The organism is Psychrobacter sp. PAMC 21119 (assembly GCF_000247495.1).
Taxonomy (GTDB): Bacteria; Pseudomonadota; Gammaproteobacteria; order Pseudomonadales; family Moraxellaceae; genus Psychrobacter; species Psychrobacter glaciei.
Genome location: NZ_AHVZ01000040.1, coordinates 24,829 through 39,200, shown reverse-complemented (window position 1 = coordinate 39,200; position 14,372 = coordinate 24,829). Strand labels below are relative to the sequence as shown.

Here is a 14,372-nt window from a genome sequence, read left to right as displayed (position 1 = left end):
TCATTGATAAAAATATTATTCTTAAATATTTCAATAACCTGTTAGACAAATCTAGCAGACTTCACCTCGTTTTTGGCTTTTTTTAGTCTTTTATCTCTATAATGAATGGCATCACGCAGTGTTCTGTCACAGCTTTGATACATATCAGCAGTACTATTGGCTAGCCACTAGCAAAGTTGGTAGCAACACTGATAGTGATCATTTATTCTTATTTCTTAAAGCCAGTTCTTAAAGCCAGTTCTTAAAGCCAGTTCTTAAAGCCAGTTTTTAGGGCTTCTTCATTTTTTATCATAAAGTTTACAGGTCGGTGTTATGGACTTATCATTCTCTCTAGAGATTATTTTAATGCTGACAGCCGTGGCAGTGCTGGCAGGTTTTATTGACGCTATCGCAGGTGGTGGTGGCTTATTGACCATACCAGCCATGCTACTAGCCAATATTCCCCCAGTGCTAACGCTAGGCACTAACAAGCTACAAGCCGCTTCAGGTGCGCTAGCAGCATCCATTACGATGATTAGAAAAGGGGTCGTCAAGCCACAACGTATCAAGGTGGCCATTATTGCTGCTTTTATCGGTTCGGTTATCGGTACGATCGCCGTACAGATGTCACCACCTGATTTGCTCGAAAAGCTGATTCCGTTTTTAATCGCAGCGATTGGTCTCTATACGCTATTTGCACCCAGACTTGGTGAAGTAGAAGCCGCACCGCGTATCTCAGAAGGTAAATGGCAAAAAGTCGTTACGCCCATAATAGGCTTCTATGATGGTTATATCGGCCCAGGAACTGGCATGTTCTTTGCGCTTGGTAATGTGGCTTTGCGCGGTCGTCAGATCATTGAAGCGACAGGCACGGCAAAGGTCTTGAACTTATCGACCAATATTGGCTCGCTGATTTTCTTTATTTTAGGCGGTAATGTACTGTGGAAAGTGGGGCTAGCAATGATGGTTGGGCAAACGATAGGTGCGTATTTTGGCTCGCACATGGTGGTTAAAGGCGGTAGTAAGCTGATTCGTCCGATGATTGTATTGGTGTGTTTTGCCATGTTAACTAAATACGTTTTTGGTTAAATAACAATAAATAATCTTATATGTCTCAAAAAAACCTCAGCCGATTTGGCTGAGGTTTTTTATTTTATGAACGTCTATTTATAGTCGATTCAATTTAAAAGTAGTACAAGGCAACCGAGTGTAGATGTACATGTGATACTTCAAGCGAGGTTAACGCTGTAATACTTTTATAGTGGAATGACTATAGATAGCAGTGTCGATTAGCGACGACGATCTACATCATCATACTCACTACCCATGATGCCATCACTAAAGACTTCAGAGAATTCACGCTCGTTGTCTTCATCAATATGACCGTCAAATACGTCTTTCGCGCCAGCGTCAGGATCGTTATAAATAGCCAGATCCATTTTGCCTTCTGATTTTGCTACGATGGCAGTTACTGCCGCATCACCACCAACGTTGACAGCGGTACGTAACATATCAAGAATACGATCCACACCTAAGATTAAGCCAATACCTTCGATTGGTAAGCCAACTTGAGCAAATACCATAGAAAGCATGATCAGACCAACACCTGGTACACCAGCCGTACCGACAGATGCCAGTACCGACATCAAGATAACCGTCAGATACTCGGTCACGCCCAAATCAATACCATAGATATTGGCAATGAAGATGGTTGCTGTACCTTGCATAATAGCCGTACCATCCATGTTGATGGTGGCACCAAAAGGAACGGTAAACGAGGCAACAGAGTTATTAACACCCATACGCTTGGTAACGGTACGCAAGGTAATAGGAATCGTCGCGTTTGAGCTTGACGTACTAAAAGCAAAGATTTGAACTTCGCGCATTTTTGCCAAAAAGGTCTTGATAGACAAGCCAGAAGCAAGCTTAAGGACAATCATCATGGTGATAAAGAAATGGAAGGCCAATGAACCGACCAATACCGCAACATAACCAAGTAATGACCAAATTAAATCTAAACCAAGCTCAGCCATTGCCTTGGTCAATAGGGCAAAGACACCATATGGTGCTAGGTTCATAATGATCGTCACCATCTTTAAGATGACTTCATTGATTAGCTCTAAGCTTTGCACCAACCCTTTAGCAGGCTTACCAACCATCAGAATACTGACACCGATGAGAATCGCAAAGAAAATAATCGATAACATATCGCCATTGGCCATCGCACTGATAGGGTTTGATGGGATAATGTTTGAGAAAACATCAAGCAATGGCGGTGCTGATGCTGCTTCAAAAGTGGCGTCAGTGCCAATGGTCATGCCCTTACCGATACCAAATAGCGAGCCAAGTCCAATCGCCGTCGCAATAGCAAGCGCGGTGGTGAACATATAGATCATAAATGTTTTGGTACCAATACGTCCAAGCAAGCGAATATCACCAATGCCGCACACACCGCAAATCAGTGAGATAAGCACCAAAGGTACGACCAACATTTTTAGCGAGTTAACAAATAGCTTGCCAATAATAGCGAGGAAGCCGTTTGTAATATACGTATTAACAAAGCCGCCTTCAGCGTTTAGTCCTGAATAGTTTATAAACAAACCCAGTATGATACCGAGCGCCATGGCAACCATGATCTTGCCCGTCAGTCCCATATTTTTCCACATACCCTCTATCCTTTTATATGCAACGCTCAGTAGTCAGTACGGCAATAAATCAATATATCTATGATTGTTGTCTCAACGCCTGATGGTGTTACGTCTATATGTTTTTGTGTGTTACTTAGTGTCAAAATTTTGGACAATATAAAATAATTGTTAAGGGTACTGCAAGATTTTTTTATCATTTAAATAGCGTGACATTAGCGATTTTTTCCGTTTCATTTATTTGATTGTCATAATAAAGATCTTAAACGCGAGTAAAGTGCATGTTAAATAGTAAATATAGACGGCGATTTTTTTTGGCAAAAAAGCGAGACCGCCTATTTTAGACGGTCTCGCTTGTGGTTATTTATCTAATTGATTTAAATGACTTTTTGGAAGTAAGGGTTTCGTATGATTAAAAGGTTAAAGCGATATCTATCATAAATAGACGCCTGTCAGTGATTGCCTGCATCTTTAGACCTTGTCGCTTTCATCACGACGGAGGCCATCCTGCCATTTGCTGTCCTTGACTACCTCAGGTTGTGTATTGGTTGAAGTAGACTCTGAATCGTTAGACACTTCAGAGTCTGTTTTATTCAGACCATGATTATAGCTCATGCGCTGATTAAGCGTTGATTCGGCATCACGATAACGAGGGTCAAGTGCTTCTGCTTCTGGATCAGATGCTTCAAAATGTGTTTGCCCTCGAACTTCTTCGACGGTACTTTGCTCGTCCACCATTTTTACATCGCCATCGCTCTCATAGCCATGATCAGGGTTGGCATCACCCGTTTGATCTTGAGGATCTGTGGCTACCATCGTGTTACTAGGCGCTGTGCCATTTTTTGCTTGGGCATCATTTTTTAGCTGCGCGTAATCAGTCAGCTTGTGCACGGCGTTTTCTAAGCTATGTGGATTTTCACGCTCTTGCGCTTTCAATAGATGTCCATCGAACACATCTGTTAATAATGAATCAAACCGTAGCCCATTATATTGAATCAGTTTCTCAGCTTCTTCTTCAGTGATATCACCATTTTGGCTGGCATAGACCACATGATCTTCGAAGGTTAAGCCTTCAAAGCTGTCTTTATGCTCTGCTTTTTTGAATTTCTGCCACAAGGGTTCAATGTCAAGTAAGGTTTGATACGCATGCTCCATGCGACCGCTGACATCATCAGGCAAGGTATTATAATAGACCATGGTCTTGAGATAATCACGGAAGGGATTGGCTTCATGGTCATCCATAAACACATCGCCCAGTTTGGTTTTCAACTCATCGCTCGCTGGAGTAAAGATACGACCACTCGGGAAAGTCACAAAGCTGACGACGCCCGCCGCCATACGATTTGGAAAGTTGGCAAAGAAAGAAACAAAGGCTTCTTGAATGGTATATAGGCTGTTTTGTAGCGCGACCTCGGCATGTAAGCGCTCGGCTTCTGATTTGCTACCGTGCTCATAAAACTGCAAAATCGCGGTCGCAATGAACAAGTGACCATGAATATCTGCCAAACGACCAGAGAGCATCTCTTTGCGCTTCAAATCACCAGCTAACAATCCTAAAGCCATGTCAGCTGTCAAGGCAAAGCTAGCACTTAGACGGTTGATATGTTTGTAATAAGGGCGGGTAAAGTCATCGGCAAAGTTTGGTGCATCGCTACTGCCACCGATATAACCAGCGATAAAGGCTTTTGCCCCGCGGTTAAAGGTATAACCCAAATGTTTAAAAAATAACGTATCGAACTCTTTGGTCGCAGATTCTTTGTCTTCACTTTGCAAGAGTTGTAATTCGTCAAATAAATACGGATGACAACGCATCGCCCCTTGACCAAAGATCATCAAAGAACGCGTTAAAATGTTGGCACCTTCAACAGTGATAGAAACGGGAATCGCTTGGTATGGCGTCGCCAAAAAGTTACGAGGCCCCATTTGTACAGCGCGTCCACCCACGACATCCATACCATCGTTAACAACGCTACGCATGGTTTCTGTCGCATAGTATTTTGCCATTGCCGTCATAACCGATGGCGTACCACCTTGATTCAATCCGCATGTAACGAGATGTCGGAACGCTTCTAACATATAAGTATTACTCGCCATACGGCTAGTGGCGTCTTGTACACCTTCAAATTTACCTACTGATATCTTGAACTGCTCACGAACTTTGGCAAACGCACCAACCGACAGATACGTCATCTCGCTTGCTGAAGTAGATAAGGCTGGCAGAGAGATACCTCGACCCACACCCAGACACTCCATCAGCATGCGCCAACCGCGCCCAGCGTTTTCAACACCACCGATGATATAATCTAGCGGGATAAAGACGTCTGTGCCATCGACTGTACCATTCATAAATGGTGAGCCGATTGGGTTATGACGCGGCCCTGTGATGACCCCTTCGTGGCTAGCAGGAACCAACGCACACGTAATGCCGTAATCGGTTTTGCTAGGGTCACCAAGCAGACCTTCGGGATCGTGCATTTTAAATGCCAATCCAACCACAGTAGCGATAGGGGCAAGGGTAATCCAGCGCTTAGAAAAGTTCATACGCAGACCAAGCATTTGCTCGCCTTTGTGAGTTCCGTAACACACCACACCTGTATCAGGAATAGCGCCAGCATCCGAACCGGCCTCAGGACCAGTCAGACCAAAGCATGGCACTTCTTCGCCTTTTGCTAAACCGGGTAGCCAGCGTTGTTTTTGCGCGTCCGTCCCATAATGCATGAGCAGCTCACCAGGGCCGAGCGAGTTTGGCACCATGCAGGTCACAGCTGCGGTGGGTGAGCGCGAGGCAATTTTACTCATTACCCGACTTTGGGCATACGAGCTAAACTCAAGACCACCAAACTCTTTAGGAATAATCAGACCTAAGAAGCCATTGGCTTTAATAAATTGCCACGCCTCAGGCGACAGGTCTTTGTCTTCGTGCTGAATTTTCCATTCATCAAGCATGGCGCACAGCACTTCTACTTCATTGTCTATAAAGCTTTGTTCTTCTTCTGACAGTTTTGGATATGGGTAATTGGCAAAAGTGTCCCAGTTCGGCGAACCCATGAATAGCTCTTTTTCCCACCAGCTCGTACCCGCATCGAGAGCTTCACGCTCAGTATCACTCATGCTTGGCATTGCGCCAGCGAGTATCTTATAGACAGGCTTGGTAATCAATGACTGACGGATAGGCGCGACAAGCAGCACCAAACACAATAGCAATATCGGTATGCCTAAAATAAGTGACCATGGACTGATGATGGCGGTCACGACCACGGTAATAATGGCGACGATACTACCAGTGACGCGCGATAGAGACAGCAAAAAGATGGCCAAAACTGTGGCTAACTGTATGATTACTGCCAAAATAAATAAGCCAACTGCCATGACTGTCTCCTTGGTAAAACCTAACTGGAAAATGAGGTAAAGCTCAGAAAGAGATTATATTAAGAAAGCATTTTATTTAAAATAATGGGTTTTAAATCAATTAACTTTGAATCTAAAACCTTTTAAAATAAACAATGTCATTATTTTTATAGCAATCATATTAAAAATCTATTGGTGAACAAACTTATAAACGTCTATCACAACGTCATTCTGACTCAAAGAACCATTCTTGAGTCAAAAAAATGCGATAAAACTAGGATTGCTGACCATTAGAAATATATATTTGATGCTCTACAAAAACTAATGAATCAAAATATAAATAACTGAGCGAAAGTTAGCTACTAATATGAAATAGTTATCGATAACTATCAATAGCGAAAATGCTATTCTGTGTCGAGGATATGTATCATATTCTAGATATATCGCCAATAAACCAGCGTTATAATTGATTCAAGATAACTGCGTGTCCATTATCAAAGTATCATGGCGTTAACCTCGCTTGAAGTATGGTGTATAAGTCTTTACTCGAATATTTTTCGACTAACCGAAAGGCGCTAAGCAGCTTTCGGCATAAGATAATGTCTGATTGCGTCCAACGATGATGTGGTCAATTAAGGACAAGTCTATTAAATCGCAGGCTTTCTTTAGCTCGTAGGTCAATAGATTGTCTGCCGTTGAAGGGGTCGCATCGGTATGCGGATGGTTGTGCGCGACGATGAGTTGACTGGCAGCATGGCTCAACGCATGACGAAGTACGTGTTTGATACAGACGGAACAGGACGAGATACCGCCAGTAAACAGTATCTCAAAGTTTAACAGGTTTAGCGCATTGTCTAAGCAAAGGACGGCAAAGACTTCACGGTGCTCACCGCGCAATTGGGTGTTGATATAGTCCTTGACGACTTGTGAGCGTCCCAGTGCTTGACCTGTCTTTAGCTTACTGTCTAAATAACGCGTACCCATCTCAAGCGATGCCAATATCTGTGCGTACTTGGCAGGGCCGATACCATGACAAGCAAGCACAGTCTGTGGCGGCGCTGCTAAGAGTTCAGCAAGACTGCCAAACTGATCGATCAGATGACGTGCCAGCTCAATTGCTGACTGCGACTGCGTGCCAGTCCGTAAAAATATCGCCAATATCTCAGCATCTGTTAAATGAGCGGCGCCAAATTTTAGCAGTTTTTCTCGTGGTCTATCATCTTCATGCCAGTCTTTAATCGCCATTGTCACTCCTTAATGAGGGTTGGATGCTAGATATATGATATAAATGCGGAAAACGTTACCCAACTTATCTCATAATTGTTACTATAAGCGCAATTTTATCTTTCAATTTTTTTACTGATGCCACGCTTATGTCGAATGTTATCCTTGCTATCACCGGCGGTATCGCCGCTTATAAATCTGCTATATTTGCCCGTCTGCTAATGAAGGCAGGCTTTGATGTGCGTGTGATTATGACCGCAGGTGCGCAGGCTTTTATTACGCCATTGACCCTACAGGCATTGACCGGTAATGAGGTGCATATCTCCTTGTTAGATGAGCAGGCAGAGGCGGGGATGGGGCATATCGAGCTTGCTAAGTGGGCGGACTTAATCGTCATTGCGCCAGCATCTGCCAATACACTGGCTCGCCTCGCGATGGGCATGGCTGATGATTTGTTGGCGACCGTGTGCTTAGCAACGACGGCTCCCGTTATTATTGCTCCAGCGATGAACCAGCAAATGTGGGCGCATCCAGCAGTGAATCTGAACGTACAGACCCTGCGCGATATGAATTATCAAATTATCCAACCTGCTAGCGGTGAGCAGGCCTGCGGTGATGTGGGGGCAGGGCGTTTGCCTGAACCTGAGCAGCTATTGGCAGAAGTATTATTATTTAACGCGATGCAAACCACACCGCAATTATTGACAGGTAAAAGAGTGGTGATTACTGCTGGACCAACTGTCGAAGCGATTGATCCGGTACGCTATTTGTCTAATCACTCTACTGGCAAGATGGGCTTTGCATTAGCACGTGCGTGCGTGGCTGCTGGTGCAAATGTTATCTTGATTGCGGGCGGCAAAGTGGCACTGCCGACACCGCTGAATGTCACGCGCATTGATGTGTTGTCGGCTAAAGAGATGCTGATAGCAGCTCAGCAGTGCGTGGATGGTACGCACAGTGCGCTACAGTATGTGCCTGAAGATGAGCACGACCATTCTCACGATCATAGCCATCAACATGAACATCATGGCGAGTGTGATTGCGGCGATGATCATAGCCACAGTCATAATCACAGCCATGAGATTGATGATGAGCATGCTCATAGCGAGAATCAAAATGTAATGGCGGATATCTTTATTGCCACTGCGGCTGTCGCCGACTATCGTACTGAAGAAGCTGCCCCGCAAAAAATCAAAAAGACCCAAGATGCGATGACGCTGAGTTTGGTCAAAAACCCTGATATCCTAGCGACGATTTCGCTTGCGCATCCAGCGCTGTTTGTCGTTGGTTTTGCGGCAGAAACGCAAGATATCGAGCGCTATGCTCGCGGTAAGCTAGTGGCTAAAAATTTAGATTTGATCGCTTGTAATGATGTCTCACGAGCAGACATTGGCTTTGCTAGTGACGACAATGCCATGCAGGTATTTTTCTCAGAGCGTTATGAGCAAGCGGCAGTGACGCTGGAGAAGGCGAGCAAAGATAAGATTGCTGAGCAGTTAGCTGGCATCATTGGTGAGACAATATGGCAACGCCACAATGGTCACAATGCCTAGTTATGTCACTCTTAATCCAAATATTAGGTCTTAATATTTATGGCTAATATGATGGATAGTGATAGCACCCAGACGTTGTTACTGATGGTAATCTTTGCGCTAGCATCGTTGCTACATGGTATTAGTGGGCTGGGTGTGACGTTGGTTACGACCACTGCGCTTGCTAGCATTTACCCGTTACCCCATGCCATTGTATTAGTTATCTTCCCCTCGTTATTGCTTAATGCCATGACTTGGCTCGCGGGTGGCGGGCGCACGATCTGGCAAAATTTCATCTATTACGGCAGGCGCTATTGGTTATTGGCGTTGACCAGCTTACTCGGTAGTATTCTAGGCGCGAAGCTCTTACTATGGGTCGATAGCGCATATATTTTATTGCTATTGGCAGCGGTTATTGGTTTTTACGTCATAAGCAGCTTGCTTGGTAAGCAACTCCGGCTACCTGCTACCAAGCCTGTATTAATCATCGTTGGCTTTAGTGCAGGTGTGATTGGCGGCTCGACCAATGCCATGTCGACCATATTGATGATGTATCTACTGTCTGCCAGCGATGATAAGAACACCATCGCCAAAGTCGGCAACATGTGCTATTTCTTAGGTAAAATTGCCCAAATCATTGTATTACGTGAGCCTATTATGGCGCTCAGCAGTGGTGAATGGCAGCTGATTACTTTGCTCAGTGTTTTATCTATCGCCGCGCTTTTAGTTGGTATCCGCTTACGTCGTTATTTACCACAAGCACGCTTTCGTCAGCTCATTTTATTGATTCTCACGGTGCTTGGGCTGCGTGTGGGTTGGCAGGGGATTGTAGCATTTTTATAAACTAGCTCGCGAGGCAGCTGGCTGTTTAGATGCTATTTTATGCGTGCGTTACTCTGTTATTTCATCAAAAAATATCTGTTGCGCCAAACGAAACGTATTGCAGTGCGCTTCAACCACATCTTCAATATCTTCTGAATACCCACCGCCCATCACGATAGCGACAGGAATTTTAGCGGCTTTTGCTTGGCGTAATACATATTCATCACGTGCCTTGCAACCAGCTTGCGTTAGCCCAAGCTTGCCCAGCTTATCGGTAGCAAGGACATCGACTGCCGATTGATAAAATATCATATCTGGTGCAAATTCAGTTATTAAGCGCGGTAGTGTTTCTTCTAAAATCTGTAAATACTCAGCATCACCAGTATTGTTGGCAAGCTCAATATCTAGGTCAGATATCTCTTTGCGAAATGGATAGTTCTTTGCGCCATGCATACTGAACACAAAAACCCTTGGCTCATTCGCCATGATACTGGCATTGCCGTTGCCTTGATGCACATCCAAATCGACCACCAAAATCTTTTGCGCCTGTCCACGATTTAATAATAAATTACTCGCGATACAAACATCATTAAACACGCAAAAGCCCTCGCCATGATCGGCAAACGCATGGTGCGTACCGCCGGCAACATTCATCGCCACGCCATATTGCTGAGCATAAAGCGCACATTCATAAGTCGCATGGGCAATATGACGACCACGATCGACTAAAGCTTCAGTCATCTCAAAGCCGATAGGGCGTGCTTCCTTGCGCGGTAAGGTTTGGGTTTTAAGCTTATACCAATAGTCCATAGTATGAGTGGTCAAAATCTCTTCTTCGCTTAATCGCGCAGGCGCAAAGAAATTAACCATACTGATAGTGCCTTCAGCCAATAGCCGCTCAGGAATCATGGTGTATTTTTGCATGGGAAAACGGTGCTTTTCAGGCACGGCATATCGAAAAATATCAGAGTAAGCAATTTTGAGCATAGCGTTAAAGGATGTCTTTGTTGAGAGGGGTTTTAAGGATAGATAGGTTTAAGCGCTTTGAAAGTAAGGTATTGGTGAGAAATTGTAAAAACCGCGAATATCTATTGTGATCAGTTGATTACTGAACAAACTGCGTTGGCAAAAAGAAGGTTTTAGAATCTGATTGTTGACGCAGCTCTATTAATAAAGTCTGCATGTCTTCCGCAGGATCTTGGTTATTGAGCAAATCACTAAACAGCTCATTTGCCACAGTGGTCATTGCAATAACGCTTTGTAGTAAATGCTCGATTATTTCGTCATTAATACCAACGGTTTCGACATCGACAGCGTGTTTATAGCGTATCTCGCCATCGTTGATATCCATTTCTAGGTTACCAATCAGCATGTCATAATTGATCTGAGTAATCAGTAGCATCGCTGCACTTTGATGACTTTCTGGTATTAAAAATGGCAAAATGCCATAGACTGCCAGTAGCTTGGTTTTTTCTTGCACCCGAAATAGGTAGCCGCAGTTCAGTTGTTTATGACGCATTCTCAGCGACAAATGATGCGTTGTTTGGCTGTCAGTGCTTTTATCGCCACTGGTCTGGGGTCGATAGTGAGTATAGTGCCATTGCTTATCATTAAAGTACTGTTTCAGACAATCGACAATACCTGTGTCATGACCTTCATGTTGCCCTGCGTTTAAATGAGCTTTGGCCTGCAGGTACTCGCTGTGGTCATTATTGTTATGATGGGGCTTGTTGTCACGCTGACCGAAAAAACTGCCAGTAGAGTCAGCCGTATTTGCCTCATCGCTATTGCGAGTATTGGCGCTAGATATTCCTGCCTGCATCAGATCAAGATCAATGTCATCGTCAGCCGCTGATGACTGCGTCGACAAGTTTGCGCCATCGATAACAGACTGCGGTGCTGAGGCAGTCAGTAACCGTTTGAGTTTTTGCCACAAGCTGAGTTTGTTACGTTGACTCATAAGTATTGTGCTGACAAGTAAATGGATGATATTAAAAACTGACCACTAAAAAAACAGTCAGTTACTTATTGTTAAACATCAAACCCTCTTTGATAGAGGGCTGTGCATAAAATGCTTGCAACATCTCACGTATATGCGCTGTAAACCACTCGCTTTCAATGGCATCATGTACTACAGGCAATAGAGCGGTACTCAATTGCGTCATGGCTTGATCATCTATATATAAACTCGCGGCTACCGTTGCCATGCTATCGCCTTGATGGTTGGCATACCACGTATCGATGCTGGCTGACACGAGGCTGTGCAGATAAGGCGACATGCGCAGGCGGTTGTAGCTCTGTTGGATGCTGGCTTCGATATGCTCGATACTACTATTACCAGGCTCATCACTTAAATAATTTTGTAGTTGGCTAATCGGCTGATCTTTGATTCTTGCCCAACCGCTTACTAGTAACCGAGCGACTTCGTCATTTGATAAGTGCTCTTGGGCATTGGCTTCTGCACGACGTGCTAAGTCTTTAATATTACGGTGCAAATACGTCTGTAATTTTTCATCAAGATTTCTATTGGTCGCCTTTTCAAAAGAGCTGCGCCCAAACTTCATCAGTTTGCCAGCAGCGCCTGCTTTATCCAGCGTAGTTTCCATAAAGTCGTTAATCGCGTGATAGAGCGTTTGCGTCAGCAAATCTGCAAAAGTCTCGTTGCCGACCAGCGTATGAATCAAGATATTACGCTGCTGCTCATGGCTACCCACATAATCGGCTAGGGTCTGCACTTGAGTGTCATCCACCAGCTCAGACAACGGCACATTGTCATTGACTGGATGATAAATAATCGTATGCAAGATATCGCGAATATCTTTACGTATCACATCCGTCATCGGTTGGTTCAGTAGCCAATCGTTGATCAGATGTTGCAAATCATCGGCGCTGACATATTTATTCAACGGCTGGGCAGCAAACCACTGCCAAGCCTCTATGCTCAGTGGTTCAGCTTGTGTGCGTAGCCATTGCTGCATAAAGGCAACTTGTGCGTCGACTAAGCTATCTATTGTTAGCGCTTGCGTATCTAAATTTTGGCTATCTTTTGAAGTCTGCATAGGTTTTGAGGTCATAGTTATCGACAATTTGTTATACTGTGTGGTTGGGGTAAGCATAAAGTATTATGCCACGAACATGATATTTGTTGGTGATGAATATTGACTGCTGCTTGATAAATAATAAGAGGTTTGAATGACAGCTCTGAATACCGCCTTACTTACGCTTGATGAGCTGACCGTTCAGCGCGGTGAAGTCCCCTTATGTGAAGGCGTTGCGCTCGATTTACCTGCGGGCAGTATTTGTCACTTGATTGGTGCCAATGGTACAGGCAAAACGACGCTACTGATGCAGCTGGCTGGATTATTACCAGTGTTGGAAGGTCAAGTTTATTATCAAGGAATAGCCAGTTTACCGGTTCAGCCTTTATATGTGTCGCATCAGTTGGGCATACATCCAAATTTGACCGTCGCGCAAAATCTGACCTTTTTGCTGAATTTATACGGCATTAGCCCAAGTGTTGCTGATATTGATGACGCTTTAGCTTGGGTCGGACTGCAAGGCTTTGAGACGATTAGCTCAAGCCATTTATCTGCTGGACAAACTCGCCGTATCACTCTTGCGCGCTTATATTTATTGACGCCTGAGGTGACACCGTTATGGCTACTTGATGAGCCTTTTACTGCTCTTGATGTCGATATGGTGGCGCGGATTGAAGACAGATTACGCGAATTTGCCAATGCTGGCGGCGCTATATTAATGACCAGTCATCAGGCAGTCGGCGTAGCCAACCAAGTGCTCGATTTATCCGATTATATGGTTTGAATGCTAGGGCGTGTCATCAGTATAAATGTGCCAAGCATCCGTAGAAGAGCGAATAAATGATAGAAACAGACAATCCAGTACAAGTAGCGAATAAAAGCTCAAACGTTAGCGCATCGGCTGCGCGCGGTATCAGCTTTGTGCAGTTATGGCGGCGCGAGTGGCACGTGAAGCAGCAAGGGGCGGTACAGTGGTTGTACCCTTTGGTGCTGTTCTTAGTGATTATTACCTTATTCCCGTTAGCGGTTGGTAGTGAGCCTGCGCTATTGCAGCGCCTTGGCGTGTCGGCAGTGTGGATTGCCGCTCTGTTGTCACTGGTAATGGGTGTCGACGGCTTGTTTAAGCCTGCCCTTGATAATGGTACGCTGGCGCAATTGGTTGTTGCCAAAGCGTCGCTGCCGTTATGGGTGTTGATTCGTTTGGTGATTCACTGGATTTTTAGTAGTGGTATTGTGGCGGCATTGAGTTTGCTTGCCGTGCCATTGTTTCAGCTTAGCTGGTTTGAGGCGTGGATATTGATGGCTTCTATTGTGACGGGCAGTCCGATGCTATTGATGTTATCAGCGGTTGCCAGTAGTTTGACGCTGTCATTAAAGAATGGCGCGGTGCTAGTGCCTTTGATTGCTTTGCCGATGCAGTTACCAGTATTGATTTTTGCCACCGGAGCAGTTGATTTATTTGCCACTGGTCTTAATGGCTTACCGATACTAGCATTATTATTGGCAGGGAGTATTATTTCAGTATTAATCATGCCATGGGTGATTGCGATGACCTTAAAAATGTCATGGCTCAATTAAACTGTAGACTTTCTTTACTATCAAAACCCAGTCATTTAAACCCAATGTATTAACAGCATGTTGAAAACTGGCAACTTTGCTATAATAGCCAGCTAACTAAGCAAACAATCACTTGTAGATTCTATCCAGTGTTTAACGCCGGCAGGTTGACAGATAGTCGCGCCCATGATGCGCTATATCGGTTACAACCAATACGCTGTGCCAAT

At 44.5% G+C, this 14,372-nt stretch carries 11 protein-coding genes; 5 read left to right on the top strand and 6 right to left on the bottom strand.

The features are described 5' to 3' along the window. Positions 1-312 precede the first annotated feature (312 nt). Complete coding sequence (locus tag RH96_RS12995; RefSeq protein WP_010201652.1) at positions 313-1,068, top strand: TSUP family transporter; 756 nt, start codon at positions 313-315, stop codon at positions 1,066-1,068. 200 nt (positions 1,069-1,268) lie between these two features. Here the strand turns inward: RH96_RS12995 and RH96_RS12990 are convergent, their stop codons facing one another. The 3 genes from RH96_RS12990 to radC form a co-directional block, all read right to left on the bottom strand. Continuing rightward, a complete protein-coding gene (locus tag RH96_RS12990) occupies positions 1,269-2,645 on the bottom strand; it encodes a dicarboxylate/amino acid:cation symporter (protein WP_010201651.1) in 1,377 nt (458 codons plus the stop codon). A 450-nt stretch (positions 2,646-3,095) separates the two neighbouring features. Further along, positions 3,096-5,993 (bottom strand): acyl-CoA dehydrogenase, encoded by a 2,898-nt coding sequence (locus RH96_RS12985; RefSeq protein ID WP_010201650.1) that lies wholly within the window; start codon positions 5,991-5,993, stop codon positions 3,096-3,098. A gap of 540 nt (positions 5,994-6,533) precedes the next feature. Next, positions 6,534-7,217: a RadC family protein gene (gene radC / locus RH96_RS12980; protein WP_010201649.1), complete on the bottom strand. Its 684-nt coding sequence runs from the start codon at positions 7,215-7,217 to the stop codon at positions 6,534-6,536. A 128-nt stretch (positions 7,218-7,345) separates the two neighbouring features. Here radC and coaBC point away from each other — a divergent pair, with 128 nt between their 5' ends. Together coaBC and RH96_RS12970 are read left to right on the top strand one after the other, a co-directional pair. After that, positions 7,346-8,749, top strand: coding sequence for a bifunctional phosphopantothenoylcysteine decarboxylase/phosphopantothenate--cysteine ligase CoaBC (coaBC, locus tag RH96_RS12975; RefSeq protein ID WP_010201648.1), 1,404 nt, complete (start codon positions 7,346-7,348; stop codon positions 8,747-8,749). Between the two features lie 39 nt (positions 8,750-8,788). Further along, on the top strand, positions 8,789-9,571 hold the full coding sequence (locus RH96_RS12970; protein ID WP_010201646.1) for a sulfite exporter TauE/SafE family protein: 783 nt from the start codon (positions 8,789-8,791) through the stop codon (positions 9,569-9,571). A 48-nt stretch (positions 9,572-9,619) separates the two neighbouring features. Here the strand turns inward: RH96_RS12970 and RH96_RS12965 are convergent, their stop codons facing one another. From RH96_RS12965 to RH96_RS12955, 3 genes are all read right to left on the bottom strand, one after another. Beyond that, on the bottom strand, positions 9,620-10,537 hold the full coding sequence (locus RH96_RS12965; RefSeq protein ID WP_010201645.1) for a histone deacetylase: 918 nt from the start codon (positions 10,535-10,537) through the stop codon (positions 9,620-9,622). Between the two features lie 118 nt (positions 10,538-10,655). After that, positions 10,656-11,510 (bottom strand): YbjN domain-containing protein, encoded by an 855-nt coding sequence (locus RH96_RS12960; protein WP_010201644.1) that lies wholly within the window; start codon positions 11,508-11,510, stop codon positions 10,656-10,658. A 61-nt stretch (positions 11,511-11,571) separates the two neighbouring features. Further along, the gene (locus tag RH96_RS12955) at positions 11,572-12,609 is read right to left on the bottom strand and encodes a hypothetical protein (RefSeq protein WP_010201642.1); all 1,038 of its coding nucleotides are present in this window, start codon (positions 12,607-12,609) and stop codon (positions 11,572-11,574) included. A 133-nt stretch (positions 12,610-12,742) separates the two neighbouring features. On the opposite strand from RH96_RS12955, the gene ccmA reads away from it, so the two are divergent. Together ccmA and RH96_RS12945 are read left to right on the top strand one after the other, a co-directional pair. Then, on the top strand, positions 12,743-13,372 hold the full coding sequence (gene ccmA / locus RH96_RS12950; RefSeq protein WP_010201641.1) for a heme ABC exporter ATP-binding protein CcmA: 630 nt from the start codon (positions 12,743-12,745) through the stop codon (positions 13,370-13,372). 56 nt (positions 13,373-13,428) lie between these two features. Then, positions 13,429-14,166, top strand: coding sequence for a heme exporter protein CcmB (locus RH96_RS12945; protein WP_010201640.1), 738 nt, complete (start codon positions 13,429-13,431; stop codon positions 14,164-14,166). Positions 14,167-14,372: the final 206 nt, after the last annotated feature.

Excerpts from the sequence above, each read along its gene's own strand:
- RH96_RS12995 (WP_010201652.1), top strand. The coding sequence starts at position 313 with ATGGACTTATCATTCTCTCTAGAGATTATTTTAATGCTGACAGCCGTG.
- RH96_RS12990 (WP_010201651.1), bottom strand. The coding sequence starts at position 2,645 with ATGTGGAAAAATATGGGACTGACGGGCAAGATCATGGTTGCCATGGCG.
- RH96_RS12985 (WP_010201650.1), bottom strand. The coding sequence starts at position 5,993 with ATGGCAGTTGGCTTATTTATTTTGGCAGTAATCATACAGTTAGCCACA.
- radC (WP_010201649.1), bottom strand. The coding sequence starts at position 7,217 with ATGGCGATTAAAGACTGGCATGAAGATGATAGACCACGAGAAAAACTG.
- coaBC (WP_010201648.1), top strand. The coding sequence starts at position 7,346 with ATGTCGAATGTTATCCTTGCTATCACCGGCGGTATCGCCGCTTATAAA.
- RH96_RS12970 (WP_010201646.1), top strand. The coding sequence starts at position 8,789 with ATGGCTAATATGATGGATAGTGATAGCACCCAGACGTTGTTACTGATG.
- RH96_RS12965 (WP_010201645.1), bottom strand. The coding sequence starts at position 10,537 with ATGCTCAAAATTGCTTACTCTGATATTTTTCGATATGCCGTGCCTGAA.
- RH96_RS12960 (WP_010201644.1), bottom strand. The coding sequence starts at position 11,510 with ATGAGTCAACGTAACAAACTCAGCTTGTGGCAAAAACTCAAACGGTTA.
- RH96_RS12955 (WP_010201642.1), bottom strand. The coding sequence starts at position 12,609 with ATGCAGACTTCAAAAGATAGCCAAAATTTAGATACGCAAGCGCTAACA.
- ccmA (WP_010201641.1), top strand. The coding sequence starts at position 12,743 with ATGACAGCTCTGAATACCGCCTTACTTACGCTTGATGAGCTGACCGTT.
- RH96_RS12945 (WP_010201640.1), top strand. The coding sequence starts at position 13,429 with ATGATAGAAACAGACAATCCAGTACAAGTAGCGAATAAAAGCTCAAAC.